Here is a 25396-nt window from a genome sequence, read left to right as displayed (position 1 = left end):
AAGTCAGGAAGAGCGATCAGTTGTCACAACCGGACTTGGTCCGCTCAACCGCTGCTAAATCCCGCGTCACACCCGAGGCATTGGGGTAGCGGCTCGGCAGCGTGCCAAGCGCCAGGCAGGCCTTTTCCTTGTCCCCGATCAGGCGCATGGCGCGCGCCAGCTTCACCAGGGCATCCGGCGCACGCGGATTGTCCGGATAGGACCGGATCATCGTCGTGTAAGCGGCGCCGCTGTCGGCATAAGCCTTCTGCTGGTAGAGCGACTCGCCCAGCCAGTAATGCGCCTCGCCCGCCTGCGGATCATCGCCAAATCGCTCAAGGAAGGCCCGAAAGGCTTCTTCGGCGCCGGCATAATCGAACTGGATCAGCTTGGATTTGGCCAGCGCAAAAAGCGGGCCGGCCTCACCCGGCAGGGCGCTGGCAGGAATGGTGCCCAGCGAGCCTTCCGGCAGAGACTCGCCTGGGGTGGCCGCGCCGCCCCTGGTCAGGCGGGTCGGACCGGATGTGTTTGAAGACGTGTCACCCATGGAGGTGGGGGCATCAAGGCGGCGTGGAACAGAGGTGAAGCCCTGGTCAGTCGCGCTATTGGCGTCCGGCATCGTACCGAATTCCCCGCCGAGGCTCCCCTGCTCGGGAGCCGCTTCAGGCATGATCCCGGCTGAGGAGAGATAGGATTTGAGCGAGACAATATCTGCAGACTGATTTTCCAGCCGTGTGCGCAGATCATCGACCTCGTCAATCAGCGCCTCATTGTCCCGGGAAAGGTTCTCGTTCTGCTCGCGTGCCTGCTGGAGCTGGAATTCAAGTGTCTCGACCCGTCCGGTCAGCTGCATGACATCGCCGGTCAATCCATTGACCTCGACCTGCACCTGCGCGCTCTGCTGGCGGGCCTGCGCAACCTGCTGGGACAGGTCCGAGCTTGTCACGCCCTGAGTGATCGGGGCGGCGCGCTGGGCGACGGCCGGACTGGCCATCAAACAAAAGCCGGCAAGGACAAGAGCGGGCGCTTTGAACATGGGGGAAGCCTCCAGAAGATTGCGGGCAAACATACAAAAACAGCCGGGGCCAAAATAAGGCACCCGGCTGTATCTTGTGAAGCTATTCGCGGCAGAAACCTAGCTGGTGGTTGCGCCGGAAATGATTTGCGTGAAGCCGTTACGGTTCAGGGCCCATGCCTGCTCGTCGGAACCAGCAGCGATCGGACGCTCTTTACCGTAGGAGATCGTGTCGATGCGGGACGAGTCAACGCCGAGGCTGACCAGATAGTCCTTCACGATGGACGCACGACGTTCGCCAAGGGCAAGGTTGTACTCACGTGTGCCGCGCTCGTCGCAGTTGCCTGCCACGATGATGCGAACGCCCGGATAGGAAGACAGCCAGGCAGCCTGACGCTTCAGGATTTCCTGATCGTCGACATCAAGGCGGTAGCCGTTGAGGTCGAAATAAACGCGCTCACCAACGTTGACGCGGAAGTCTTCAAGCGAGCCTGCGAGCGGGCCAGCTGGTGCGGTTGGCTCTGCCTGAACAGGAGCCGGAGCCGGTGCTGGCTCTGCAACTTCAACTGGAGCTTGCTCCTGAACCTGTTCAACAGGCTCCGGCTTGGAAGCACACGCGCTGATCGTGAGTACAACCGCAGCGGCGGTTGCGAGTTTAAAAGTGGTATTCATTGCTATTCAGACTCCCCTGGATGTCCTGAGTGCTAATTGACGCCTTAACGGCTGGCGTTTGTCAACGTTGTGCCGGGTGTAGCGGGTATCTGTCTCCATATTCTGACAGAATTCGGGCGACAATCGGGCGGAAGCAGAGCTAACGCCCAAATTCGATACTATTTTGACGCTTTGTCTCCAAAAAGCAACGCCCCCGGACGAAAACCGGGGGCGAAACCTATGAATTTATTGCAACAATGGGGACCAGGCCGGGTCGGAGGCGTCCGTCTGGGTCATCATTCGGCGCTCATTCCGGCCCGAAAGATCGACCGACCAGAGCTGGGGTCCGGCGCCGGGACGGCTTTCGCGGAAATAAACGATCACGCGGCCGTTTGGCGACCAGTCCGGGCCCTCATCGAGATATGATTCGGTCAGCAGGCGCTCGCCTTTGCCGTCGGTTCCGATCACGCCGATATAGAATCGGCCGCCCAATTGCTTGGTAAAGGCGACCAGGTCGCCTCGCGGGCTCCAGACAGGCGTCGAATACTGGCCCTTGTTGAACGTGATCCGGCAGGCAACATCGCGGCCACCCGACGGACAGGTCCGCGGGCTGCCATCGGTGTTCATGATGTAGAGCTGCGGGCTGCCACCCCGGTCGGAGGTGAACACGATGGCGCGTCCGTCTGGCGACATGGAGGGCGAGGTATCGATTGCCGGATGATCCGTCAGCCGGCGCGACTGGCGCGTCTGCAGATTCATCAGGTAGATCTCCGAGTTGCCGCCCTGGGCCTGTGTCATCAACACGCTTTCGCCATCACGCGAGAAGCGCGGCGCAAAGGTCATGCCGGGGAAATTGCCGAGCAATTCCTGACGGCCGGTCTCGATATTGAAGAGATAGACGCGCGGGCGACCACCCTCATACGACATGTAGGTGATTTCCTGTGCCGACGGGCTGAAGCGCGGGGTCAGCACCGTGTTCGTCCCCGGTGTCAGGTATTGCTGGTTCGCGCCGTCGGCATCCATGATGGCCAGACGCTTCACGCGCTCGGTCTTTGGGCCAGTCTCGGCGATATAGACGATGCGCGTATCGAAATACGGGTCTTCGCCCGTGAGACGCGTATAGATAGAGTCGGCAATCTTGTGCGCGATGCGGCGCCAATTGTCTGGGGTCGTGGTCAGGCGGCGGCCAGGCTGGCCATTGATCCGCATGACTTCCCCGCCATAAACGTCCCAGAGGCGGAACGAGACGGCAATCTTGCCGTCCGGCAGCTCTTCATACGCGCCAACGACGAGCCCCTCGGTCTGGATGATACGCCAGTCCGGGAAGCGCGGCTGAACATCAATCGACAAATCCTTCTGGATGAAGGAGGCCGGGTTCTGAATGTCGAACAGGCCAGTCGATTCCAGATCGGCCCGGACGACATCTGCGATGTCCTCTGCCATTTCGGCATTCGTGCCGCGGACTTCAAAGTCCGGAATGGCCAGGGGTGTGGGCTGGAAATTCCCCTCGTCGACGCGGACCTGCAGCTGCGCAGCTGCAGGCATGGCGAGACCGATGGGTATCATGAGGGCCAGCATCAAGGCTGTCAGGATACGGGTCATTATAAACTCTCCTCAGAATGTCTATTCAGGTCACTTGAGCGGGCCGATCGTGACCTCGATATCTTTCCACTCGTCATAATCGTCTTCAGGCAATTGGTAGTTCGCACACTGGCGCACGGCTGTCAGGGCCCGTTGCACCACCACGCCCCGGCGGCCAATCGGCATCGAACGCGGCGTCACAAGGCTCGCATTGCCATCCAGCGAGCCGTCCAGATTCAGCCTCACCCGGATCACGACATTGATCTGGTCATCCTTTGGCAGATCATCAACGCCATTCCAGCAATAGCCGATCTGGCGGCGCATCGCGGCCTGCAGCGAGGCCGTGTTGCCGCGCCGCTCCCCTGCCCCCTTGCGAGGCTGCTGCACATCTTTCAGCACGGGCTTGTTGATCGGCGGCGGGGCCTGTTCCTGCGCAGCCTTGCGCTGGGTCTGGGCCTTGTCCTTCAGGATGTCCTCGAAATCATTCAGGAAGTCGAGTTCATCGGCCTCGGATTTAGGCTTCTGCTTCTCGATCAGCTTCGGCTCCTTCTTCGGAGGCTCTTCCTGCTTGGGCTCTGGCTCTTCGGGCTTTTCCTCTGGCTCGGCCTTGGTGTTTTCGACAACCGGCTCTTCTTCCGCCGCCTCGGTTTCGCGCGTCTCGTTCACCTCTTCCGGCTCTTCCGGCGGGTCCTCGACAATCTCTGCGTCTTCCTCGACCGGGTCGGGCTGTTCTTCCGGTTCGGTCTCTTCAGGCTCTTCTTCGGCGGGCTCCTGCACCTTCTGGATCGGCGCAACGTCCGTGACCAGACCAATATCGACAATGTCGATTGGCACATCGATGGTGCTGGCGCATTGCGGCAGGCGCAGCAGGATATCGACCGGCGACAGGCCGGGCTCCTCGCGCTCCAGCCGTTCGATCTGCTTGTCGCAATCGCTCTTTTTCATCGGCCACGTCATCACCGCCGCGGCAAGCACGGAGGCGTGAAGAAGAGTCGAGATGGTAAAGCCGCGAAGCATGTGGGGCTGATCGCTCCTACTTCTTTTGTTCGGTCACAAAGGACACACGTGTATAGCCTGCTGCCCGGATTTCGGCCGTCACTTCCATGATCCGGCCATAGGGCGTGTTCTCGTCGCCGCGCAGATAGATCGGCTGCTCATAGCCCTCGCCGATGATGGCCTGCAATTGCGGGCCCAGCGTCGAGATATCCTCTACGAGGGTTGTCTGAATAAAGACCTCTCCATTCTCGCGGATCGAGATAGCCAGGGGATCATCATTCGGTTCGGTCTTGATCGGGCCCGAACTCGTCTTCGGCAGATTCACCTCTTCCCCGCGCACCAGCAGCGGCGCGGTAATCATGAACACGATAAGCAGAACCAGCATGACGTCCACGAACGGCGTCACGTTGATTTCGGCATTCAGCGCGCGACGGCCACGCCGTCCGCCCTTGCCACCTGAGCCAAGGATCAGTCCCATCGCCTAGTCCCTCGCGGATTCGGAGGCACGGCGCGACAGGCGCACCAGCACGTCCTGCGAGAACGTGTCGAGTTGGTCGCCCAACTTGGTCAGATCGCCGGTGAATTTGTTGTAGAAGATGACCGCAGGGATGGCCGCCACGAGGCCCATGCCGGTTGCAAACAGCGCTTCGGCAATCGGGCCAGCCACGGTGCCGAGGCTGGTATCCTGTTGTTCGGCGATGTTGAGGAAGGCGTTCATGATGCCCCAGACCGTGCCAAACAGGCCGATGAAGGGAGACGCCGACCCGATAGTCGCCAGAATGCCCAGACCGTTCCCGGCCCGTCCGATTTCCCGGTCGACCGCTGCCCGCATGGAGCGCTCGGCACGGTTCACAAGGGCCGCTGCCTCGCCATGACTGGGTTGCATCCGCTTGGCATCTGACCATTCGCGGGCCGCAGCAGCGAACACGCGGCTGGCCGCATCATTCGTCGCCTGTCCGGGGCGCATGTCAAAATCTTCGGTCCGGCCGCTCCAGAAGGCTTCCTCGAACTGGCGCGATTTCTTGCGCACCGAGCCGAGGGAAAACAGTTTCTCGCCGATCACCATCCACGACCAGACAGATGCCAGCAGCAGGAACAGCAGCACCAGCTTAACAATCGGGTCAGCCGCCATAATGAGGCTGAAGAGCGAGAAGTCGGCATGACTTGCGGCGGTGCCTATCGCTTCTGATTCCATGGGGGCTAAAGCTCCTATCTACACATCATGGGTGATCAGCCGCATCCCGCCTGGGACCGGCACACCCCTTCATCCACACCAAATCCGGCAGAAACACGGCAGAATCGCCAGTTTCCGCAGCTTATTGCGGGCTAGAACGCATCGGTTAAGATTTTGTGGCACTCGGTTAACTTTCAGCCGGAACCCAGCGATAGGATTCCAATTGCTTCACCAACGCGCGGATCGGACGGCGCGGACGGCCATCGGCATGGATCATCACCGCCGTGATCTCGCCTTCGGCGATGATCTCCTCCCCCCGGAAACACGTCTGGGAAAAAAGGATGCGCGGGCCGTCGGTGCCAATATAGCGCGTCCGGATGTGCAGCAGATCATCAACTTTCGCCGCCTTGCGATAGTCCACTTCGACCCGCGTCAGCGTGAAGGCGGCCGGATCATCCCGCTCCAGCAGCGACTGGTGGGAAATTCCGGCATCGCGCAAATGGTCCGACCGGCCGCGCTCGAAGAAACGCAGATAATTGGCGTGGTAGACCATGCCGGTGAAATCGGTGTCTTCATAATAGACCCGCACGGTGATCCAGTGCTGGCGCGCGCGGTCGAAATTGGCCTCGTCCAGATCTGGCAGCGGCATGGCGCGAAGCCTCCTTGTCTATTGCCCGCCCGGACCGCCCAGCGGCTCTGCCTCTGATTCCGGCCCGGTCTCAGGTTCCGCATAAACTGACTCGAGGAAGATTTTCAAATCTTCAACCGACGCAGCCGGCACTTCTTCCTGAGGGATGTGCCCGGTCTCCGGATAGATGATGAGTTTCGAACCGGGAATGGCCTCCGCAAATTTCTTCGCATGAGACACCGGGACCAGATTGTCACCGCCGCCATGCTGGATCAGCGTCGGCAGGGCAATTTCACCAAGCGCTTCTTTTGATGCCGGCACTCGCAGCGTGGTGCCGCTCATGAGCTTGAGCAGGGCTTCGCGATGACAGGGGGCACGCGACATCGCCGAATAACGCTCCACCATTTCGTCCGTGACCAGAGCGGGGTCCGCAAAACTGTCTTCCAGGCCCGCCCGGATCAGCGCCGACATGTCGAGATCCTTCATCACATTGCGGGCAAGGCCATTCCGCAACAGCTTGAAGATCATTGGCTCCTTGTCGCCCTCGCCGGGGGCGTCGAGCCAGCCAGCCGAATCCACAAGGACCAGACCGTCCAGCTTTTCCGGATGCGCGAGTGCATAGGCCCAGGCGGTATGCCCTCCCATCGAACTGCCAACCAGGGTGAACTGGTCCACGTTGAGCGAGTTAGTCACGCGATCAATACTGGTGATGAATTGCTCAATGCCGATCTCGTCATTGTCAACGCAGCGCGACAGACCATGACCGGGCAGGTCCAGCCGGATGACCCGGTAATCCTTGCGCAGTTTGCGAGCCCACGCATCCCACGTGTTCAGGGAAGCGGAATAGCCATGTACGAGCACCAGGGTCGGCGCGTCACGCGGTCCGGTATCGGTAAAATGCAACACGATCTTGCTGCCGCTTTTCAGGTAACGGCTGTTCGATTTAGAATAGACGGATTCCAGCGTGTTGTAGGAAATGTCAGGGCGACGCAGCATCAGCCAGCCCGCCGTCAGAATGATCGCAACCGTCACCAGCACGACTAGCAATCGTTTCATCTTGTTCCCGGCTCCCGCTCTTCCAAAATCAGGTGAGCGGCACTAAGCCTCCCTCGCGGCAGCAAGTCAAATCGCGCGTTCAGTGCCGCAGACACTACAGGTTGCATCGCTTCGCAACCGGACTTTCCTGAGGTCGGCAGACAAGCCCTCGATCAAGACGATCTGGCCGATCAAAGGCTCACCTGCGCCGGTCACAAGCTTGAGCACTTCGAGAGCCATCAGGGTAGAGACCATTCCGGTCACCGGACCCACAACGCCCACTTCATCACACGCTTCTGCATCCGGCGGCGTCTCGGGCACCCAGCACCGATAGCATGGCGCACCCTCCCGGCAGCCTGAAGCAAACACGCTGGCCTGCCCCGTCCAGCCCGCCGCCGCCCCATGCACCAGAGGCCGCTCGTTCAGATGCGCCACGCGGTTCAGGGCATAGCGGGTCTGGAAATTATCCGTCGCGTCGACCAGCACGCTTCCCGCCAGCGCGTCATTCGGCGCCCATCGCTTGCGGCGTCCCCTGAACTGAGTAGACGGATGATCGGCCGACAGACGGGCTGACATGACCTCGACCTTGGCCTTGCCGAGATCCCGTTCGCCGAACTGGACCTGCCTCTGGAGGTTTGACCGCTCCACAATGTCCTCATCCCAGATTTCGATCTGGCCAATGCCGGCAGCCGCAAGAAACATGGCGCAGGGCCCGCCCAGGGCCCCTGCCCCGACAATCGACACGGTCGCCGCGCGCAGCTTCTGGACGCCCGGCCCGCCGATCTCCTTCAACATGATGTGGCGCTTGTGGCGGGCGAGATCTTCCGGGCTAAGGCTCATTGTCCTGCTTTCTTCTGGCGGATGGCGGTCGACGAGATCGGATCAAGCGGCGCTGGCAAATAAGCCCAGGCCGGCGGATCACAATCTGCAAGCATCGGCGCGGCAGCTTCCGGTATCCGGCTTGCGGCAAAGCGACGGGCGAAGGGCGAATTGCGGGCGCCGGGGCCAATGCCGGGCCGCGCCACAATCGCAATCGGCATCATGTCGGCAATGTCCTGCCATTCGCCCCAGAGATGGAAATTGACCATATTGTCCGCGCCCATCAGCCAGACGAATTTCGCTTCCGGCGCGGCTGCGGTCAGGGTGGACAGCGTGCGATAGGAATAGGTCAGGCCCAGCCGCGCTTCGATATCCGTTACCCGCATCCGGGGATGATCCGCGACGGCAGCGGCCGACTGGAACCGGTTCGAGAAATCTCCGTGTCCGGTCTTCAGCGGATTGCCGCGCGCCACGATCCACCACACCCAATCGAGCCGGAGCCGCTTCATGGCGGTGGAGGCGACATGGAAATGTCCGGAATGCGCCGGATTGAAACTGCCGCCGAACAGGCCGATGCGCAGCCCGGCCGAGGGTCCCGGTAGGAAGGCCCTGCTCAAGGACGAACCTGCCCGGTCCCGCGCACGATATATTTGTAGGTCGTCAACTGCTCGGCCCCGACTGGTCCCCGTGCATGAATGCGGCCGGTGGCAATCCCGATCTCGGCGCCCATGCCGAACTCGCCGCCATCCGCGAATTGCGTGGACGCATTGTGCAGCAGGATCGCACTGTCGACGGTCGCGAAGAAACGCGCCGCAGCGGCGTCATCTTCGGTGATGATGCATTCGGTATGGCCGGACGACCAGGTGCCGATATGGTCGAGCGCTGCTGTCAGGTCGTTCACGACCGCTACCGCAAGGATCGGCGCGAGATATTCCGTCGACCAGTCTGCCTCGGTTGCCTCAACCATCGTCGGCACGATGGCGCGGGCGCGGTCATCGCCGCGCAACTCACACCCGGCCTCGATCAACCCCGTCGCGATCTTCGGCAACAGAGTATCCGCTACTGCTGCATCGACCAGCAGCGTCTCCGCCGATCCGCAAACCCCGGTCCGGCGCATCTTGGCGTTGACGACGATGGAGACCGCCTTCTCCGGATCAGCCGCCTTGTCGACGATGACATGGCAAAGTCCTTCCAGATGGCCGATCACCGGCACGCGCGCATCCTTCTGGACACGCTCGACCAGGCTGCGCCCACCGCGCGGGACGATTACGTCTACATTGCCTTCGAGCCCCCCCAGCATGTGGCCGACGGCGGCGCGGTCGGTTGTCATCACCAGTTGCACCGCGTCTTCCGGCAAGCCCTCGGCCTTCAGCGCGCCGCGCATGGCGGTGATGATCGCGCGGGACGAGCGCGTGCTTTCAGACCCGCAACGCAGGATCGCCGCATTGCCCGAGCGCAGGCAGAGCGCTCCGGCATCGGCGGTGACGTTCGGGCGGCTTTCATAGATGATGCCGATCACGCCGAGGGGCACAGCCACCCGCGCAATGTCGAGGCCGTTCGGCCGCTCCCACCGGGCGAGTTCCTTGCCAATGGGGTCGGGCAAGCCGGCCACGGCTTCGACGCTGGAGGCAATGCCCTCCAGCCGCGCCGCATCCAGCGCCAGACGGTCCAGCATGGCCGCGTCCAGCCCCTTTTCCCGCGCAGCCTCCATGTCCTGCTCATTCGCCGCCAGGATCTTGGCTGCGTCCGCGCGAATGGCGCCTGCCACGGCGGTCAGGCCGCGTGTGCGATCCGCCGGCGTCATCTGGCCCAGCTTGCGCGAGGCGGCGCGGGCGCGGCGGCCCATGTCCAGCATGGTTTCGGCAAGAGTGGCGGAGTCTGTGGTCATCGTGTCTGTCATGCCAAGGGATGTGCCGGAAAGCCGGGCAGACCGCAAGACGCCGAAACGCCACCCATGCCAGCCTCCCCAATGATTTCAGCAGTCGCAGGCGGGCTGACTCTTCCGGAATTTGCCCTAGAATGAAGAGGAGGAAACAAGAATTATCCCGGAGGAACCCCATGATCGACGTAGAGGCGATGCCTCATCTTGCCGACATTCCGCGCGTCCAGGCCAATATCCGGCCCGCCGATACCGCCTTCTGGTTCGAGGGCGAGACCACAAGTTTCGCGGAACTGGAGACACGCTCGACCCAGATCGCCAATGGCCTGATCGGGCTCGGCGTGAAACCGGACGACCGGGTCGGCTATCTCGCCAAGAACATGGCCGTCTATTACGAGATGCTGTTCGGCGCTGCCAAGGCCCGTGCGACGATGACCGCGGTCAATACGCGCCTCGCCCCGCCGGAAGTGAAATTCATCCTGTCGGACGCGCGCGTCAAAGTCCTGTTCGTCGGCAAGGATTTCTATGGCCTGATCGACCAGATCCGTGCTGAATTGCCGGACCTCGAACATATCATCGCAATTGATGGCGAGCGGGACGACTGGAAGGCCTACACCGTCTGGCGCGACAGCCAGCTGACAGATCCGCCCGGCCTGAAGACGCGCGATGGCGACGATGTGATCCAGCTCTACACATCCGGCACGACCGGCATGCCCAAGGGCGTGCAGCTGACGAATGGCAATTACCGCGCCGTCTTCGAACAGGCCGGGATGCTGGAATGGGCCAGCTATGATGTCGGCGACGCCGTGATGAACGCGATGCCCCTCTTCCATGTGGCGGGGGTAAACATCGGTATCCTGACGGCGGCCCAGGGCGCCAAGGCCGTTGTCTTGCGCGAGATCGACCCGGCGCTGATCCTGAAACTGATCCCAGAGCACAAGATCGCGCATGCCTTCTGGGTACCGGCCGTCATCCTGATGCTGACCCAGATGCCGAAGGTCCGCGATCTGGACTGGTCCAGCCTGAAGCAGGTCTTCTATGGCGCCTCCCCGATTGCCGAGAGCCTTTTGCTGGATGCCAAGGAGATCATGGGCGCCCGCTTCACACAGCTTTACGGCCTGACCGAGACAGGCGGCTGCGGCACCTACCTGCCCCCGGAAGCGCATGACCCGGCCTGGGGCAAGCTGCGCTCGTGCGGTGTGCCCTATCCGGCAACGATCGTGCGCTGCCTCGACGCGGACGGCAATTCGGTTCCGACCGGCGAGGTCGGCGAGATCGCCATCAAGGCGGCCTTTGTCATGAAGGGATACTGGAACCGTCCGGATGCCACCAAGGACTCCATCGACGAGTTCGGCTTCTTCCGTACCGGGGATGCAGGCTATTTCGACGAGGACGGATTTCTCTACATCCATGACCGCGTAAAGGACATGATCGTGTCCGGCGGCGAGAACATCTACCCGGCAGAAGTCGAGAATGCGATCTTCGGCCACCCCGCCGTGGCGGACGTGGCGGTCATAGGCGTGCCTGACGAGAGATGGGGCGAAGCTGTCAAGGCAATTGTGGTCGTCAAGCCGGGTGAAGACCCGACCCAGGACAGCATCATCGCCTGGGCGCGCGAACGCATTGCCGGCTACAAATGCCCGAAGACGGTTGAATTCATCGAGGCCCTGCCCCGCAATCCGTCCGGCAAGATCCTGCGCAAGGATTTGCGCGAGACCTATTGGAAGGATCAGGCGCGGCGTATCAGCTGATCAGAAGGCGGATGGCGCGACGTCCCCGCGCCGTCCGCACCTGATCATCAAGGCCTAGTTGGCGAGGCTCAGCCAGTCGCGCGCAGCAGACAGCGCAACCTTGACCTCATCCGTGCTCAGCATGTCAGCCATTTCCTGACGCTGAATCCGGGCCTCTTCATGACCCTTGGACACGGCGAGGTTGAACCATTTGTGCGCAGAGATCAGATCCATCTCTGATTCAAGACCCGCGGCACAGGCGAGGCCGGCCTGGTAGAATTCATCTGCATTCGCGTCGGCGCCCAGCAGGCCACCTGGCTGTATTTCAATATCCGAAAAGGGCATCTTGTTTCTCCTGTCACCCGGCCTTCGCCGCCACCCTGTTTCGGGCATGTCAGCCAAGGCATCCATCCGCCACCGGAGCATTCCGGCGACAGGCAAAGAGTGCCCGCTCTCCTTTGCCGTATGGTTAACAGGAACCTGCCGAAACCCCGGCTATTTTAATATTCCGGGCCCGGTTGTTCATGATTGATGCAATTTGAGGGCTTCGGACATGAAAAACCCCCGCACGGCGAGGCGGCCGTACGGGGGTTCTGCATGATCGAAAGGAGTTGGAGGCTTAAGCAGCCACTTTCTTCTTTGCGAGAGATTCTGCCAGTTTTTCCATGGCATCGACTTTTTCGATGTTCTCGACGGCGGCGAGTTCGCGGGCCATCCGGTCCAGGGCGCTTTCATACAGCTGGCGCTCGGAATAGGACTGCTCCGGCTGGTCTTCGCCGCGGTGAAGGTCGCGCACGACTTCCGCGATGGAGATCAGATCACCGGAATTGATCTTGGCTTCATATTCCTGAGCCCGGCGCGACCACATGGTCCGCTTGATGCGCGCGCGGCCACCCAGCGTCTTCAGCGCGTCTTCGACCAGCTTGGAGCCAGCCAGCGCCCGCATGCCGGAAGCTTCGGCGCGGTTGGTTGGAACGCGAAGGATCATTTTGTCCTGATCAAAGGACACCACATAGACCTCCAGGTCCATGCCGGCCACAGTCTGCTTCTCAACGCTCGTGATCTTGCCCACCCCGTGTGCGGGGTAAACGACGCTTTGACCCACTTCAAACGCCAGTTCCGCAGATGCTTTTTTAGCCATGTTGGATATCGCCCTTTTCTACGCATTTTGAGCCGATAAAAATCCCCTCAGTCCGACGCACTTGACGGTCTGAGTTGAAGTTTCCGGCTCTTGTCAGTTGTTACTCAAGTCTGAACGATAGCATAAATGTGCAGCTTTTTCAACAGACACGCCCAGATGCTAACCAGAAGTAAAGTTCCCAAGGCCGCTGATTTTGTTAACGTTTATTGAGAAGTCCAGCAAAATCAGGGTTCGGACGACCTAATTCAGGCGTCGCCTTCACCAGGTTTCGGGCTGAAATACTTCTCCAGCTTACCGGTTTCCTGCGCAAATTCTTCCCGGTCTGCCGGCGGTTCCTTCATCCGGGTGATGTTTGGCCAGGTCTTGGCATACTCGGTATTCAGCTTCAGCCATTTGGCGTCCGGATCGTCCTCGGTATCGGGCTTGATCGCCTCGACCGGGCATTCCGGCTCGCACACGCCGCAATCGATGCACTCATCCGGGTGGATGACCAGCATGTTCTCGCCTTCATAGAAGCAGTCGACAGGGCAAACCTCGACGCAATCCATGTATTTGCAGCGGATACAGGCGTCGACGACAATGTAGGTCATGGGCAGGCAGGCCTTCTGGGGTTTGTGCACGGGCGAAATGGCGCGCGCAGGCGCGCATGTCAATGAGGGTATCTGACAGGAGTCTTCAGGAAGCGTCAGCGATCCGCTTTTCAGCCGCCTGACGCGCCTGGGCCCGGGAAATGTCATCGATATGCAGCAGCGAGGCGACATGACGGATATAGGCGTCCTCGATGTCGCTCTTCTCGCCATCGGCCAGCGCCACCCGGTAGAGGCCCTCAATGATCGAGATCCGCTCCTCGACGGGAAGCTTCTTCACATGCTTGGTGAACTGGTGCGAGCCGACCGCCTCTTCGGCCAGTGCCTCACCTTCGGCCAGCACCGCATCGGCCTTGTCGGCGTCGAATTTGAACGCTTCCAGCAGGATTTCGGCGATCATGTCGCTCTCAATGTTCACATAGACCCCGTCCGACAAGGCTGCCTCGACCAGCAGCGCCGCCGCCGCGACCTGCGGGTCCATCGGCTTTTCGGCGGGGGTCTTCTGCCGGAAGAAATTCTTCAGCGCGTTCATCATGTGTCGGTCTCCAGCGTCCTGTACAGCGCCGCCGCCTCTTCTGCCGGTCCTCGCCGCGTGCCCAAATCCAGCACTTCAACGGTCCTGATATGCGCGCCTCGTGCGAGCGTGACAACATCTCCGCCGCAAATTGCCGTACCGGGCTTGTTAACGCGCCGCGTCTGGCCGTGGCGGGTCAGCCGCACGCCCCGCTTGCGGACATGGGATCCGGAAAGGGCCCGGGTCTTGAAAAACCGCGCCCGCCACAGCCACACATCCAAGCGCAGCGTCGGCGTGTCCGTCATTGAAAGGGCTTGTACTCGAAGCCTGACTCAGCTGCGCCCGCTGCTGCGGCCTCTGCCTTGGGTTTCGGCTTGCGCTTCTTTTTCTTCGGCTTGCTGGCCGCGGGCTTGGGCTCGGGCAACAGGGCCGCAAGCGCCGCGAACGGACTGTCCGGATCCGGCTGGCGCGATTGCCGTGAATTGGCGCGTCCGCCGCCGCCCTGCGGCTTCGGCCCGCGTGGGCCTTTCGGGCCTCTGCCGCCGGCAGACTGGTTGCGCCCACCTTGCGGACGGCCCCCTTCAGGGCGCCCCTCCGGGCGTGCCCGCGACGCATAGCGCCACAGCACAATGGCGTCGGTTTCCTTGTCCTTTTCCGCCGGTGCGAGGCCGAAGCCCTTCAGCACGGCCGGCCAGTCATCGGCCGGGCACGACACGACAGAAGCCAGGTCGATCTCGATCGGGAAGGCATTCTTGCCGGCTTCCTTGCGGCGTTTGGCGATCTCCCAGCCGAGACGTTCGGCAAGGTCTGCGCGCACGGCCCGGCGGCCAAAGCGCAGATAGCCATTCGCGGCCAGCGCTTCTTCGGGCCAGGTACCGTCGAGCGCAAAGGATCCTGCCCCTTCCGGGGCCAGCGGGAAGGGCTGGCCTTCGAACACGGCGCGCAGGATGGCGATCATGCGCTGGCCCGCAGGTTTTTGCGCATCCGGCACATGCGCAGCGACACGGCCCGCCCGCACGCCAATGCCCTTCAGGGCTTCGCGCTGCTCTCCCGTCAGGCGCAGGCCCGGATCATCCTGGCGCAGATCGACCGCCGCGCCGGTCTCCAGCACACGATACGCAATGCCGCGCGCGAGCCCTTCCAGCGCATCGCCGGCTTTGTCGACAGCGAGTTTGGTATGCGTCGGCAGGAGGCGGGCAATCTCGGCCACGGCCCATTGCTCCAGCCGCTGGCGCGCCGCTTCCCGCTCGGCCGGGTCGACTTCCGCCGCGCCGACAATCTCGACCCGGGGGGCCATCCAGCCCGATCCCTTGGTCAAGTGCGCGACCGGCGAATTGATATGTTCGATCTGGCCTTCATCATTCAGCTTGAAGGCATCATCCGGGGCCGCCACGATCAGCGACAGCCGCTCCAGGATCAGCGGGCGCACAGCGGCCTGCGCCGCGCCGCGCACAGCCTTGCCTTCCAGCGTCCGGGCATCCAGCACAGGCTCGAAGGTCAGGCCTTTCAGGCGTCCGACAACATGGCCTTCCACACGGACATCACCTTCCGGGGTCAATTCGGTCACGAGAGCGTCTTCCTTCTTCAGGCTGGCTAGCAAAGCCGTTGTTCGCCGGTCCACAAACCGGGCAGTGAGCGCTTCGTGTAGCGCGTCTGACAGGGAGTCTTCAATCTCCCGCGTACGGTCTTGCCATTTTTCCGGGTTTTCCAGCCAGTCCGGCCGATGGGCGGCATAGGTCCAGGTCCGGATATTGGCAAGGCGCTGCTGCAGCTTCGCAATATCGCCCTCGGTCGAGGAGAGATCATCCAGACGCCGCTCCAGGCCCTTGTCGGACAGGCGCGCATCCGGGTCGGCCAGCGTCTCCGCCAGCCCAAGCACGAGCCGCGCATGGCCTTCCGGCCCCGCCTTGCGGAAATCGGGAAGCCGGGCGAGGTCCCACAACCGCCGCACCTGCCGCGCGCCGGCAATATTCGGCCCGATGGCCGCATCTTCCGCCATCCGGCGCAGCACCCATTCGTCCAGCGCATGGGGATTGTGGATCAGGGCGGGATGGCCGGACGGCTTTTCCAGGCTCAGGATCAGGCGGCGCAGACTGGAGAAATCCAGCGCCGAATTGCGCCATTGCAGATGATCGACCGGATCGAAACGGTGCGCCTCGATGGCCTGCCATGTGGCCTCGTCAAAGGGCGGGCAAGTCGCCGTCTCGCCGAACTCACCATCGGTCCGGAACCGCCCTGCCCGGCCCGCAATCTGCGCGCATTCCGCAGGCGTCAGCAGGCGGTGGCGGCGGCCGTCGAATTTCGAGCGCGAGGCAAACACGACCCGGTCCACATCCAGGTTCAGCCCCATGCCGATGGCATCCGTGGCAACGATATAATCGACCTCGCCGGACTGGTAGAGCTCAACTTGCGCATTGCGCGTGCGCGGGCTGAGCGCCCCCATGACGATGGCCGACCCGCCCTTCTGGCGGCGCAGCAGCTCGCCAATCGCATAGACCTCATCGGCGCTGAACGCGACGATGGCCGTCCGTTTCGGCAGCTTTGTGATCTTGGTATGGCCGATATAGCGCAGCTCGGAAAAGCGCTCGCGCGGCTCGGTCTCCGCGCCCAGTTCCAGCGTCCGCAGCACACCGCGCATCGTGTCACTGCCAAGCAGCAACGTCTCGTGATTGCCGCGCAGATTGAGGATGCGGTCGGTAAAGACATGGCCCCGGTCCTGGTCCTCGGCCAGCTGGATCTCGTCAATCGCGACAAAATCCACTCTCAGGTCGGTCGGCATGGATTCCACGGTACACACCCAATAGCGCGCCGTAGGCGGAACAATCCGCTCCTCGCCAGTAATCAGCGCGACATGGGCCGGGCCCTTGCGCTCGACCACGCGGTCATAGACCTCGCGCGCAAGCAGGCGCAGCGGCAGGCCGATCATGCCGGTGCCGAATCCTGTCATCCGCTCGATGGCGTAGTGCGTCTTGCCGGTATTGGTGGGGCCGAGAATGGCCTTCAGGGTGGAACTCATCGACGTTGCGTGGCGGCGGATCGAGGGGAAGTCAAGCCGAGGGCTCAAACCCGGCGCAGATCAGGCCATCACCTCGACGCGGGCAGGCTCGGCGGTGGGCGCCTTTTCCTTCACCACATGCGGCTGGAAGTGGAGGAGTTCCCAGCGTCCGTCATGATGCTCGACGAGGGCGGTACAGCTCTCCACCCAGTCGCCATCATTCATGTAGGTGATGCCGTCAATGTCGCGCATCTCGGCGACATGGATGTGGCCACAGATCGCGCCATCATATTCCTTGCGGCGGCAATAGTCGGCCACATGGCCCTCGAAATTGTGGATATGGTTCAGCGCGCGCTTGGTGCGCTTCTTCAGGGCCTGTGACAGCGACCAGTAGGGCATCCCGAACCAGCGGCGGATCGCGTTCAGCTTGGTATTGGTCCAGAGCAGGAAATTATAGGCATGGTCGCCCAGATGCATGATCCATTTGCGGTCGGCTCGCATCATGCCGTCGAACATGTCGCCATGCACGACGAGATAGCGCTTGCCGTCCTCGCCCTCATGCACCGCGCGGTTCTTCACCTTGATATCGCCAAAGGCGAGCCGGAATTGCAGGAAGGCGCGCAGGAACTCGTCATGGTTCCCGATGATATAGGTCACATCCGTGCCGCGCTTCGCAGCCGTCAGGATACGGCGGATGACATTGGTATGGGATTGCGGCCAGAACCATTTCTTGCGCATCCGCCAGCCATCAATGATGTCGCCGACCAGATAGAGCTGTTCGGACGTATGCGTCTTCATGAAGGCGCACAGCGCATCGGCCTGGCATCCGGCGCTGCCGAGATGCACATCGGAAATGAAAATCGAGCGATAATCAGGACGGGTCATGATGACGGCCCTTAATCCCGTTCGGTATGAGTTTTATGACAATTTATCCCCCAATTTCGTCATAAAACCGCAATAAAAACAGGGGGAAGAAAAAGACTTATCCTCCCCCTCCGCAGGCGGAGGTATAATGGGCACATGGACCACGCCTTCGCCACCCTGCGAAACCTGCCCCCGCACCTCCAGCCGCACCGGTTCTGGATCTGGCTGCAGATCGTGATCCTCACCTTTCATGTGCGCCACATAAGGCGGGATGCGCGCGCCATGCTGGTGCGCATTTCGCCGCGTGGAGCGGTGGATATTGTGGCTGTCGGGGATGTGCCGGGCACCGCCCGACCTGACCCGCTCGCCTTCGAGCCCTCGAAGGCTTTCCTGATGGCGATGGGCGAAGCCGATGCGGTCATGCCAATGGGTGAGCGGCTGCGGCCAGCTCGCACCCTTCCGGCACGACTGAGACTTTGCGCGACCGATACGCTCCTGCCGCGCCCCGATACCTGACCCGCAGTCTCCCGGTGAAAACTCAGCCGTCCCTCCGAGCGCCTTCACGGGCGTCGCATGTGCAGGAACAGGTCTAGCCTGCCTTCACGCCGCCGCCGCGCCGGGCGAGCCAGACGCCGCCCAGGATCAGGGTGAAGGCAATCAGCGCCTGCCAGCTCTGCGTCTCCCGGAAGAAGACCCAGCCCAGCACGGCGCTGACCACCGGGATCGCATAGCCCGTCAGGGACAGGAAGGTCGCGCTCGTCCGCGCGATCAGGAACATGTAGAGCGCCTGTGCAATCGCGGTCGGTATCACGCCCAGGCCAACCACCGCCGCCCAGTGCGTCCAGTCGGCATTGACCTCGGACGGGTGCACCGTGAAGGCCAGCGGCCACGACACCAATGCCGCCAGCGTGACAAAACCGGTGGCAAACGGAATGGCCGCGATCTTCGGCGCCCCGCGCGCCATCAGGCTGGACAGGGCATAATTCATCGTGGCGAGGATCAGCAGCAGCTGCGCTACCACCGTCGCATTGCCGAGGCCCTTAATGGCGTCCGGCCCGAACAGGACCGCCACCCCGGCAAAGCCGGTCAGCACGCCAATCGCCGTCCCGCGATTCATGCGTTCATCCGCAAACAGAAAGGTCGCCCCACTCACCACGAAGATCGGAACCGCCGCCGTGTAGAGCGCAGCGAGGCTGGAATTCACCGTCTCCTGCGCCGTCGTGATCAGGAAGAAGGGAAAGACAGACCCGGCGAGCCCCATGCCGACAATTGCGAGCCACCGCTTGCGATCCTTGAAGGATGGCAATCTCTGCCCGCGCACCAGCATCATGATCCACAAGACGATCGCCCCAATCGTCAGCCGTCCCGGCAACACCCAGGCAACCGGCAGGCCCATATCCGGATTGCCCTTGTCCACGGCCACTCGGGTGAGCGCATACGCGCCCGCCCAGAACAGGGTCAGCAGGGCAAACAGCCCCCAATCGGCGGCAGAGCGGCTTTGAAGCTGGGGCCCCTTCATGGCATCGGCGCGCCGCGCGACGCCTCGGTGATGCTGTACCAATCCTGCCGGCTGAGGTCGATTTCGAGTGCCCGTATCGCGGCCTTCAGGCGATTTGGCGTCTGCGTGCCAAGCAACACGACAGGCCGCGCCGGATGCCTCAGGAGGAACGCCAGCGCCACATCGCTCCGGCGCGCGCCATGCGTGGAAGCAATCCGGTCCAGCGCCGCGTGGACATCTGCAAGGCAAGCCGGGTCATCCGCCTGCGGCACATACCCCTCCCCCAGCCGCCCCCCGGCCAGCGGCGACCAGACCAGCGCTGCCGCGCCGGTCTCCTGGCACCAGTCCAGCGTGCCATCATCCATCGGCAGGAGCTGGAGCGCCGAGAATTCGGGTTGCGTGCTGACAATCCTGGACCCCAAATGCGCCTGCAGCGCGCGGCCCTGCGCAATGGTGAAGTTCGAAATCCCGGCCGCCGCAATCTTGCCGTCGGCGATCAGCGTGTCCAGCGCGCCCGCGACCTCTTCCCAGGGAGTCAGCAGGTCAGGGCGATGAATCTGGTAGAGATCGATCTGCTCGACACCGAGACGCGCAAGCGACGCTTCGCAGGCCTCAATGAGATAGGCGCGGCTGGAATTGTACGGCGCCGGCGGAATGATCCCGCCCTTGGTGGCCAGCACCATCCGGCCCCGGCGGGCAGGATCGGCCTTCAGGACCTCGCCGAGCAAGGCTTCGGCCGCGCCGAATCCTGCCCCACCAAAACCGTAAATGTCGGCGGTATCAATCAGGGTCATGCCGAGATCCAGCGCGGTTTCGACCAGCGTCTCGGCCTGAGCCAGCTCATGTCCTAGGAAGCGCCAGCATCCAAAGCCCAACGCTCCAACGCGCCGGCCGCTGGCTCCGATCTCTACCTGACGCATCACTTCCGCTCCTCTGGGGTTCAGGCAATACGAGGCGGGTGAGGCCAAGTCCACGCCTGATCGCTGTTACCGTAAACAGGCAGTCGGCGGCGGGAAGCCGCATAGCAGGCGGGTGGACGAAATTGCGCGGGCATCGTAAAGGGCCAGCAGATTTATAGCCTGCCGCTCCAAAGGAGATCTTTCATGGCCGTTCGCGTTGCAATCAATGGTTTTGGCCGCATTGGCCGTCTCGTTCTGCGTTCCATCATCGAGCATGACCGCAAGGACATCGAAGTCGTCGCCATCAACGACCTCGGCCCTGTGGCCACCAATGCCCACCTCCTGCAGTATGATTCCGTGCATGGCCGGTTGAACCAGCCGGTTGAAGTGGACGGTGACACAATCATCGTCGGCGGCCGCAAATTCCTCTGCACTGCCGTGCGCGACCCCGCTGACCTGCCGCATGCCGAGCTGGACATCGATATCGCGATGGAATGTACCGGCATCTTCGCCGACAAGGAAAAGGCCTCTGCCCATCTGAAGGCTGGCGCAAAGCGCGTCCTGGTCTCGGCTCCGGCCACCAATGCCGACAAGACCATCGTCTTTGGCGTCAACCATGACACGCTCACCAAGGATGACCTCGTCGTCTCCAACGCGTCCTGCACCACGAACTGCCTGTCCCCGGTCGCCAAGGTTCTGAACGATACGGTCGGCATCAAGCGCGGCTACATGACGACGGTCCACTCTTATACTGGCGACCAGCCAACCCTCGACCGGATGCACAAGGATCTTTATCGCGGTCGCGCGGCGGCGATGTCCATGATCCCGACCTCGACCGGCGCGGCGAAAGCTGTTGGCCTCGTCCTGCCGGAACTGAAGGGCAAGCTCGACGGCTCCGCCATCCGCGTCCCGACGCCAAACGTCTCGATGATCGACCTCGTCTTCGATGCCGGCAAGCCGACCACGGTTGAAGAGATCAACACCGCCATCAAGGCCGCCGCTGACGGCCCGATGAAAGGCGTCCTCGGCTATACCGACAAGCCGCTCGTCTCCTCGGACTTCAACCACGATCCGCACTCGTCCACCTTCGCGCTCGACCAGACGCAGGTGATCGAAGGCACGATGGTGCGTGTCCTGTCCTGGTATGACAATGAGTGGGGCTTCGCGACCCGCATGAGCGACACCGCGCTCGCCATGTCGAAACTCATCTAAAGCCTTTCGAGAGCGCCTCCTGGCCGGGAGGCGCTCTTTTTCTTTCCCTGCCGCATCGCGCCCGGTTGGCCGGGCATACTGGAGGAAATCCCGTGTCCAGCTTCAAACGCCTTGCCGATGCCGGCGACCTGACCGGCAAGACCGCCCTCGTCCGCGTCGACTTCAACGTCCCCATGGAAAACGGCCTCGTCACCGATGACACACGCCTGCGCGCCGCCATTGATACGGTCCAGACCCTGCGCACCCAGGGCGCCAAGGTTGCCCTGCTCGCACATTTCGGCCGTCCCAAGGGCGAGCGCGTTGCAGAGATGAGCCTCGCGCCAATCGCGGGTGCCTTCGCCAAGGTCCTCGGCTCGAATGTCAGCTTCATCGCCGACTGCAAGGGCGAGCATGTGAAACAGGCCATGGCCCAGCTGGACCCCGCCGGCGTGATCCTGCTGGAGAATACCCGCTTCTATGCAGGCGAGGAAAAAGGCGATCCGGAACTGGCGAAAGAGATCGCGGAGCTCGGCGACATTTACGTCAATGACGCCTTCTCCGCCGCCCACCGCAAACATGTCTCGACGGCCGTCCTCGCGACGCTGCTGCCAGCCTATGCCGGCATCAACATGGAAACCGAGCTGGACGCGCTGGACAAGGCGCTCGGCACGCCGGAACGCCCGGTGCTCGCCGTCGTCGGTGGCGCGAAAGTTTCCTCGAAGATCGACCTGCTCAAGAACCTCGTCACCAAGGTGGACCGCCTCGCCATTGGCGGCGGCATGGCCAACACATTCCTGGCCGCCCAGGGCATCAATGTGGGCAAGTCCCTTTGCGAGCATGATCTGGCCGATACCGCGCGCGAAATCATGGAGATCGCGGCAAAGAACAAGTGCGAAATCCTTCTGCCCAAGGACGTTGTCGTCGCGAAGGAGTTCGCGGCCTATGCGGAGAACCGCACCTGCGCCCCGGATGAGGTCGCGCCCGACGAGATGATCCTGGATGCAGGCATGGTCACGGTCGCCCATCTGGTGGATGCGATGGGCAAATCGAAGACCCTGGTCTGGAATGGCCCGCTCGGCGCGTTCGAGATGACGCCGTTTGACAAAGCCACCGTATCCGCAGCCCAGGCCGCCGGAATACGCGCCAGCCAGGGCAAGCTGATTGCCGTGGCCGGCGGCGGCGATACGGTCGCAGCGCTCAACCATGCCGATGCGGCCGGCGATTTCACCTTTGTCTCAACCGCTGGCGGCGCCTTCCTCGAATGGATGGAAGGCAAGGCCCTGCCCGGCGTCGAAGCGCTCAAGGCCTGATCTCTTTTGAGACAGCCTGCGGCATATCGCGCAGGGCAAGCAAAATGACAACGTTCCCATCGCGCTGCTGCGGAGCGTCAGAAAAATTTGATGCGTCTGGTGAAATCGATTTCAGGCCCGGAATCGTGCACAGCTTTGGCACCTCGCTCTCCTGAATCCCCCGTGCCGCCTGCTAATCGGGCGAATGGGAGCGTGCCCATTACAATCTCCGCTGTCCGGTTGACCCGTCTGACAGGCACGGTACTTGAATGCAAAGTTTGCAAATTCCACGCATGCAAGGGACTCCCCGGTAAAATCATGACCAATCCACAAATGGCCCGGCAGATTGCCGAGAAGAATGGCTTCATCGCAGCACTTGACCAATCCGGCGGTTCCACGCCGAAAGCCCTCCGCCTCTACGGCGTGAATGAAGACGCCTATTCCAATGATGAGGAAATGTTCGGCCTGATCCACGAGATGCGCGCCCGCATCATCAAGGCCCCGGCCTTCAATGGTGAGAAAGTCATCGGCGCGATCCTGTTCGAGCGCACGATGGACGGCGAAGTCGACGGCACGCCGACCGCTGAATATCTCTGGAACGAACACCAGGTCGTTCCCTTCCTGAAAGTCGACAAGGGCCTCGCCGACGAATCCAATGGCGTCCAGATGATGAAGCCGATGCCGGATCTCGACCATCTGCTTGAGCGCGCCGTTTCCAAGGGCATCTTCGGCACCAAGATGCGCTCGGTCATCCATGCCGCCAATCCGGAAGGCATCGCCGCCATCGTCGCGCAGCAATTCGATGTCGGCCGCCAGATCCTGGGCCACGGCCTGATGCCGATCATCGAGCCGGAAGTGACCATCACCATCGCCGACAAGGCCGAGGCAGAAGACATCCTCCTTGCCGAGATCACCAAGCAGCTCGACGCGCTGGGCGGTGACAAGCAGGTGATGCTGAAACTCTCCCTGCCGACCAAGGCGAACCAGTACAAATCCCTTGTCAACCATCCGCGCGTCATGCGCGTCGTGGCGCTGTCGGGCGGCTATGCCCGCGAAGATGCCTGCGGCAAGCTCGCCCAGAATACCGGCATGATTGCCAGCTTCTCCCGCGCCCTGACCGAAGGCCTCTCGGCTGGCCAGAGCGACGCGGAATTCAACACGACCCTCGCCGCCACGATCGACGGAATCTATCAGGCCTCGAAGGCGGGCTGATCCAGCCCCCCTTCCTGATCTCAAAAGGCGGCCCGCGCGGGGCCGCCTTTTTTGTGCCCGTCACAAAATCCGTGTAGGAGCTTTCCATGCTGGATATGCGCCCCAATTGCGAACAGTGCGATACGGACCTTCCGGCGGACGAGGTCGGGGCCTTCATCTGCTCGTTCGAATGCACGTTCTGCTCTGACTGCACGAACGGCCCGCTGGAAGGTCGCTGTCCGAATTGCGGCGGCGACACCTCCAGCCCCGGCCGATGCGGCGCGGCAAGCCGCTCGATGCCTATCCGGCCAGCACGCAGCGGGTTTTGAAGGCTTCCGGCTAGGCACACCCTGCGCTATAGCGCGCCGCATGAGCAAGACCAAAGACTATGTCCGCCCGCGCACGCGGCTTTACCTGATCACGCCGCCCCGCATCGAGGATGTGGAGGGCTTTGCCGCCTTGTTGGAAACGGCCTTATCGGCGGGCGATGTCGCCTGTCTTCAGCTGCGCCTGAAGACAGGCGCCGGCGAGATCGACGCCGAGGCCACCCGCGCAGTCGGCGCGGCGGTCACCGAAATGGCGCAGGCTTATGGCGTCGCCGTCCTCATCAATGACAGCCCGGACCTAGCCGTGGAGCTTGGCGCGGACGGGGTCCATGTCGGCCTTGGGGACATGTCGGTCAAACAGGCCCGCGAAATTGTCGGCCCGGACATGATCGTCGGCGCGACCGCCAAGAATTCCCGCCACACCGCCATGCAGGCCTGCGAAGCCGGGGCGGACTATGTCGCCTTTGGCGCCTTCTACCCGACCGGCACCAAGGAAGACACCGTCGAGGCGTCGCCCGAACTGCTGGAGATCTGGCAGGAGAGCATGGAAGTACCCTGCGTCGCGATTGGCGGCATCACGGTTGAGAATGCCGAACCGCTGATCCTCGCCGGCGCCGATTTCCTCGCCGTTTCGTCCGGCGTCTGGAACCATCCGAAGGGCGCGCCCCTCGCGATCGCGGAATTCAACGCCTTGCTGGACCGGCTGGAGCAGGCAGGCGCCTGAGCGCGCACGGGAACTGCAAATCCCCGCCCCGGTTGCGCCTGCATTAACACTCCGCCCGCTTGACCGTTTCAGGCCAAGGGCTTACGCCCCCGCCAAACCCCAAGAGGACATGCCCCAATGGTCAAGATCAATGGCAATGAAATCAAGCCCGGCAACGTCATCGAGCATGATGGCACGGTCTGGCGCGCCCTGAAGACGGCTTCGGTGAAGCCCGGCAAGGGCGGCGCGTTCAATCAGGTCGAACTGCGCAACCTGCTGAACGGCTCGAAATCGAACGTCCGTTTCCGCTCGTCCGAGACCGTTGAAAAGGTCCGTCTGGAGCAGAAAGACCATCAATTCCTCTTCGCGGATGATGATGCCTTCACCTTCATGGACCAGGAAAGCTTCGAGCAGATCGCGATCCAGCGGGACTTCATCGGCGACCAGGGCGCCTTCCTGCAGGATGGCATGACCGTCTCCATCGAATTCTATGGCGAAACGCCAATTGGCGTGGACCTGCCCGAACAGGTGATCCTGGAAGTCCAGGAGACCGAGCCGGTCGTGAAAGGCCAGACAGCCGCCAACAGCTTCAAGCCAGCAATCTGTGACGGCGGTGTCCGTGTCATGGTTCCGCCTTTCGTCGGCCCCGGCGAGCGGATCGTTGTCCAGACCGCTGACTCCACTTATCTCCGTCGCTCCGACTAGGAACTC

Annotated in this window: 27 protein-coding genes and 1 pseudogene; 8 read left to right on the top strand and 20 right to left on the bottom strand. The window is 62.3% G+C overall.

Annotated elements, in window-relative coordinates; all coding sequences use genetic code 11:
• Positions 1-16: 16 nt before the first annotated feature.
• The 11 genes from ybgF to V7660_RS01370 form a co-directional block, all read right to left on the bottom strand.
• Positions 17-1015, bottom strand: a complete 999-nt coding sequence (gene ybgF, locus V7660_RS01420) for a tol-pal system protein YbgF (protein WP_335601337.1) — start codon at positions 1013-1015, stop codon at positions 17-19.
• Between the two features lie 99 nt (positions 1016-1114).
• Positions 1115-1666 carry a peptidoglycan-associated lipoprotein Pal gene (gene pal, locus V7660_RS01415; RefSeq protein WP_335601336.1) on the bottom strand — a complete coding sequence of 184 codons (552 nt, stop codon included), beginning with the start codon at positions 1664-1666 and terminating at the stop codon, positions 1115-1117.
• A gap of 225 nt (positions 1667-1891) precedes the next feature.
• A complete protein-coding gene (tolB, locus tag V7660_RS01410; protein ID WP_335601335.1) occupies positions 1892-3247 on the bottom strand; it encodes a Tol-Pal system beta propeller repeat protein TolB in 1356 nt (451 codons plus the stop codon).
• Positions 3248-3277: 30 nt separating this feature from the next.
• Complete coding sequence (locus tag V7660_RS01405) at positions 3278-4243, bottom strand: hypothetical protein (RefSeq protein ID WP_335601334.1); 966 nt, start codon at positions 4241-4243, stop codon at positions 3278-3280.
• Positions 4244-4259: 16 nt separating this feature from the next.
• The gene (locus V7660_RS01400) at positions 4260-4700 is read right to left on the bottom strand and encodes an ExbD/TolR family protein (RefSeq protein ID WP_335601333.1); all 441 of its coding nucleotides are present in this window, start codon (positions 4698-4700) and stop codon (positions 4260-4262) included.
• Between the two features lie 3 nt (positions 4701-4703).
• Positions 4704-5417 carry a protein TolQ gene (tolQ, locus tag V7660_RS01395; RefSeq protein WP_335601332.1) on the bottom strand — a complete coding sequence of 238 codons (714 nt, stop codon included), beginning with the start codon at positions 5415-5417 and terminating at the stop codon, positions 4704-4706.
• A 166-nt stretch (positions 5418-5583) separates the two neighbouring features.
• Complete coding sequence (locus V7660_RS01390; RefSeq protein ID WP_335601331.1) at positions 5584-6045, bottom strand: YbgC/FadM family acyl-CoA thioesterase; 462 nt, start codon at positions 6043-6045, stop codon at positions 5584-5586.
• A gap of 18 nt (positions 6046-6063) precedes the next feature.
• Positions 6064-7080, bottom strand: coding sequence for an alpha/beta fold hydrolase (locus V7660_RS01385; protein WP_335601330.1), 1017 nt, complete (start codon positions 7078-7080; stop codon positions 6064-6066).
• 66 nt (positions 7081-7146) lie between these two features.
• Entirely contained in the window at positions 7147-7899 is a 753-nt protein-coding gene (locus V7660_RS01380; protein WP_335601329.1) for a HesA/MoeB/ThiF family protein, read from the bottom strand.
• Positions 7896-8495, bottom strand: a complete 600-nt coding sequence (locus V7660_RS01375; protein WP_335601328.1) for a nicotinate-nucleotide adenylyltransferase — start codon at positions 8493-8495, stop codon at positions 7896-7898. The genes V7660_RS01380 and V7660_RS01375 overlap by 4 nt, the downstream gene beginning before the upstream one ends.
• Positions 8492-9766, bottom strand: a complete 1275-nt coding sequence (locus tag V7660_RS01370; RefSeq protein WP_335601327.1) for a glutamate-5-semialdehyde dehydrogenase — start codon at positions 9764-9766, stop codon at positions 8492-8494. Before V7660_RS01370 ends, V7660_RS01375 begins: the two co-directional genes overlap by 4 nt.
• A 170-nt stretch (positions 9767-9936) precedes the next feature.
• Between V7660_RS01370 and V7660_RS01365 the strand changes: the two genes are divergently transcribed.
• Positions 9937-11508, top strand: coding sequence for a long-chain-fatty-acid--CoA ligase (locus tag V7660_RS01365; protein ID WP_335601326.1), 1572 nt, complete (start codon positions 9937-9939; stop codon positions 11506-11508).
• Between the two features lie 54 nt (positions 11509-11562).
• On the opposite strand, the gene V7660_RS01360 is transcribed toward V7660_RS01365, so the two are convergent.
• From V7660_RS01360 to V7660_RS01330, 7 genes are all read right to left on the bottom strand, one after another.
• Entirely contained in the window at positions 11563-11832 is a 270-nt protein-coding gene (locus tag V7660_RS01360) for a hypothetical protein (protein ID WP_335601325.1), read from the bottom strand.
• A gap of 274 nt (positions 11833-12106) precedes the next feature.
• Positions 12107-12628, bottom strand: a complete 522-nt coding sequence (locus V7660_RS01355; protein WP_335601324.1) for a CarD family transcriptional regulator — start codon at positions 12626-12628, stop codon at positions 12107-12109.
• Positions 12629-12873: 245 nt separating this feature from the next.
• Positions 12874-13218 carry a ferredoxin FdxA gene (gene fdxA, locus V7660_RS01350; protein WP_335601323.1) on the bottom strand — a complete coding sequence of 115 codons (345 nt, stop codon included), beginning with the start codon at positions 13216-13218 and terminating at the stop codon, positions 12874-12876.
• Positions 13219-13303: 85 nt separating this feature from the next.
• Entirely contained in the window at positions 13304-13750 is a 447-nt protein-coding gene (locus V7660_RS01345) for a tellurite resistance TerB family protein (RefSeq protein WP_335601322.1), read from the bottom strand.
• Positions 13747-14034, bottom strand: coding sequence for an RNA-binding S4 domain-containing protein (locus V7660_RS01340; RefSeq protein ID WP_335601321.1), 288 nt, complete (start codon positions 14032-14034; stop codon positions 13747-13749). The genes V7660_RS01345 and V7660_RS01340 overlap by 4 nt, the downstream gene beginning before the upstream one ends.
• A complete protein-coding gene (locus tag V7660_RS01335; protein ID WP_335601320.1) occupies positions 14031-16745 on the bottom strand; it encodes a helicase-related protein in 2715 nt (904 codons plus the stop codon). Before V7660_RS01335 ends, V7660_RS01340 begins: the two co-directional genes overlap by 4 nt.
• 60 nt (positions 16746-16805) lie before the next feature.
• Positions 16806-17609, bottom strand: coding sequence for a UDP-2,3-diacylglucosamine diphosphatase (locus V7660_RS01330; protein ID WP_335601319.1), 804 nt, complete (start codon positions 17607-17609; stop codon positions 16806-16808).
• Positions 17610-17744: 135 nt separating this feature from the next.
• Between V7660_RS01330 and V7660_RS01325 the strand changes: the two genes are divergently transcribed.
• Positions 17745-18104, top strand: coding sequence for a hypothetical protein (locus V7660_RS01325; protein WP_335601318.1), 360 nt, complete (start codon positions 17745-17747; stop codon positions 18102-18104).
• A gap of 73 nt (positions 18105-18177) precedes the next feature.
• Here the strand turns inward: V7660_RS01325 and V7660_RS01320 are convergent, their stop codons facing one another.
• Complete coding sequence (locus V7660_RS01320) at positions 18178-19107, bottom strand: DMT family transporter (RefSeq protein WP_335601317.1); 930 nt, start codon at positions 19105-19107, stop codon at positions 18178-18180.
• The gene (locus V7660_RS01315; protein WP_335601316.1) at positions 19104-20006 is read right to left on the bottom strand and encodes an aldo/keto reductase; all 903 of its coding nucleotides are present in this window, start codon (positions 20004-20006) and stop codon (positions 19104-19106) included. Before V7660_RS01315 ends, V7660_RS01320 begins: the two co-directional genes overlap by 4 nt.
• 183 nt (positions 20007-20189) lie before the next feature.
• On the opposite strand from V7660_RS01315, the gene gap reads away from it, so the two are divergent.
• The 6 genes and pseudogenes from gap (at position 20190) to efp (ending at position 25390) form a co-directional block, all read left to right on the top strand.
• Positions 20190-21197, top strand: coding sequence for a type I glyceraldehyde-3-phosphate dehydrogenase (gap, locus tag V7660_RS01310; protein WP_335601315.1), 1008 nt, complete (start codon positions 20190-20192; stop codon positions 21195-21197).
• A 92-nt stretch (positions 21198-21289) separates the two neighbouring features.
• A complete protein-coding gene (locus V7660_RS01305; protein WP_335601314.1) occupies positions 21290-22486 on the top strand; it encodes a phosphoglycerate kinase in 1197 nt (398 codons plus the stop codon).
• 297 nt (positions 22487-22783) lie between these two features.
• Complete coding sequence (locus V7660_RS01300) at positions 22784-23677, top strand: fructose bisphosphate aldolase (RefSeq protein ID WP_335601313.1); 894 nt, start codon at positions 22784-22786, stop codon at positions 23675-23677.
• Between the two features lie 86 nt (positions 23678-23763).
• Positions 23764-23999 (top strand): annotated as a pseudogene (locus V7660_RS01295) (DUF1272 domain-containing protein).
• A gap of 26 nt (positions 24000-24025) precedes the next feature.
• Entirely contained in the window at positions 24026-24706 is a 681-nt protein-coding gene (thiE, locus tag V7660_RS01290) for a thiamine phosphate synthase (RefSeq protein ID WP_335601311.1), read from the top strand.
• A gap of 117 nt (positions 24707-24823) precedes the next feature.
• Positions 24824-25390, top strand: a complete 567-nt coding sequence (gene efp / locus V7660_RS01285) for an elongation factor P (RefSeq protein ID WP_335601310.1) — start codon at positions 24824-24826, stop codon at positions 25388-25390.
• The last annotated feature ends 6 nt before the right edge of the window (positions 25391-25396 follow it).

Source organism: Hyphomonas sp., assembly GCF_036964145.1.
Classification (GTDB): domain Bacteria; phylum Pseudomonadota; class Alphaproteobacteria; order Caulobacterales; family Hyphomonadaceae; genus Hyphomonas.
This window is presented reverse-complemented; position numbering and strand designations above follow the sequence as displayed.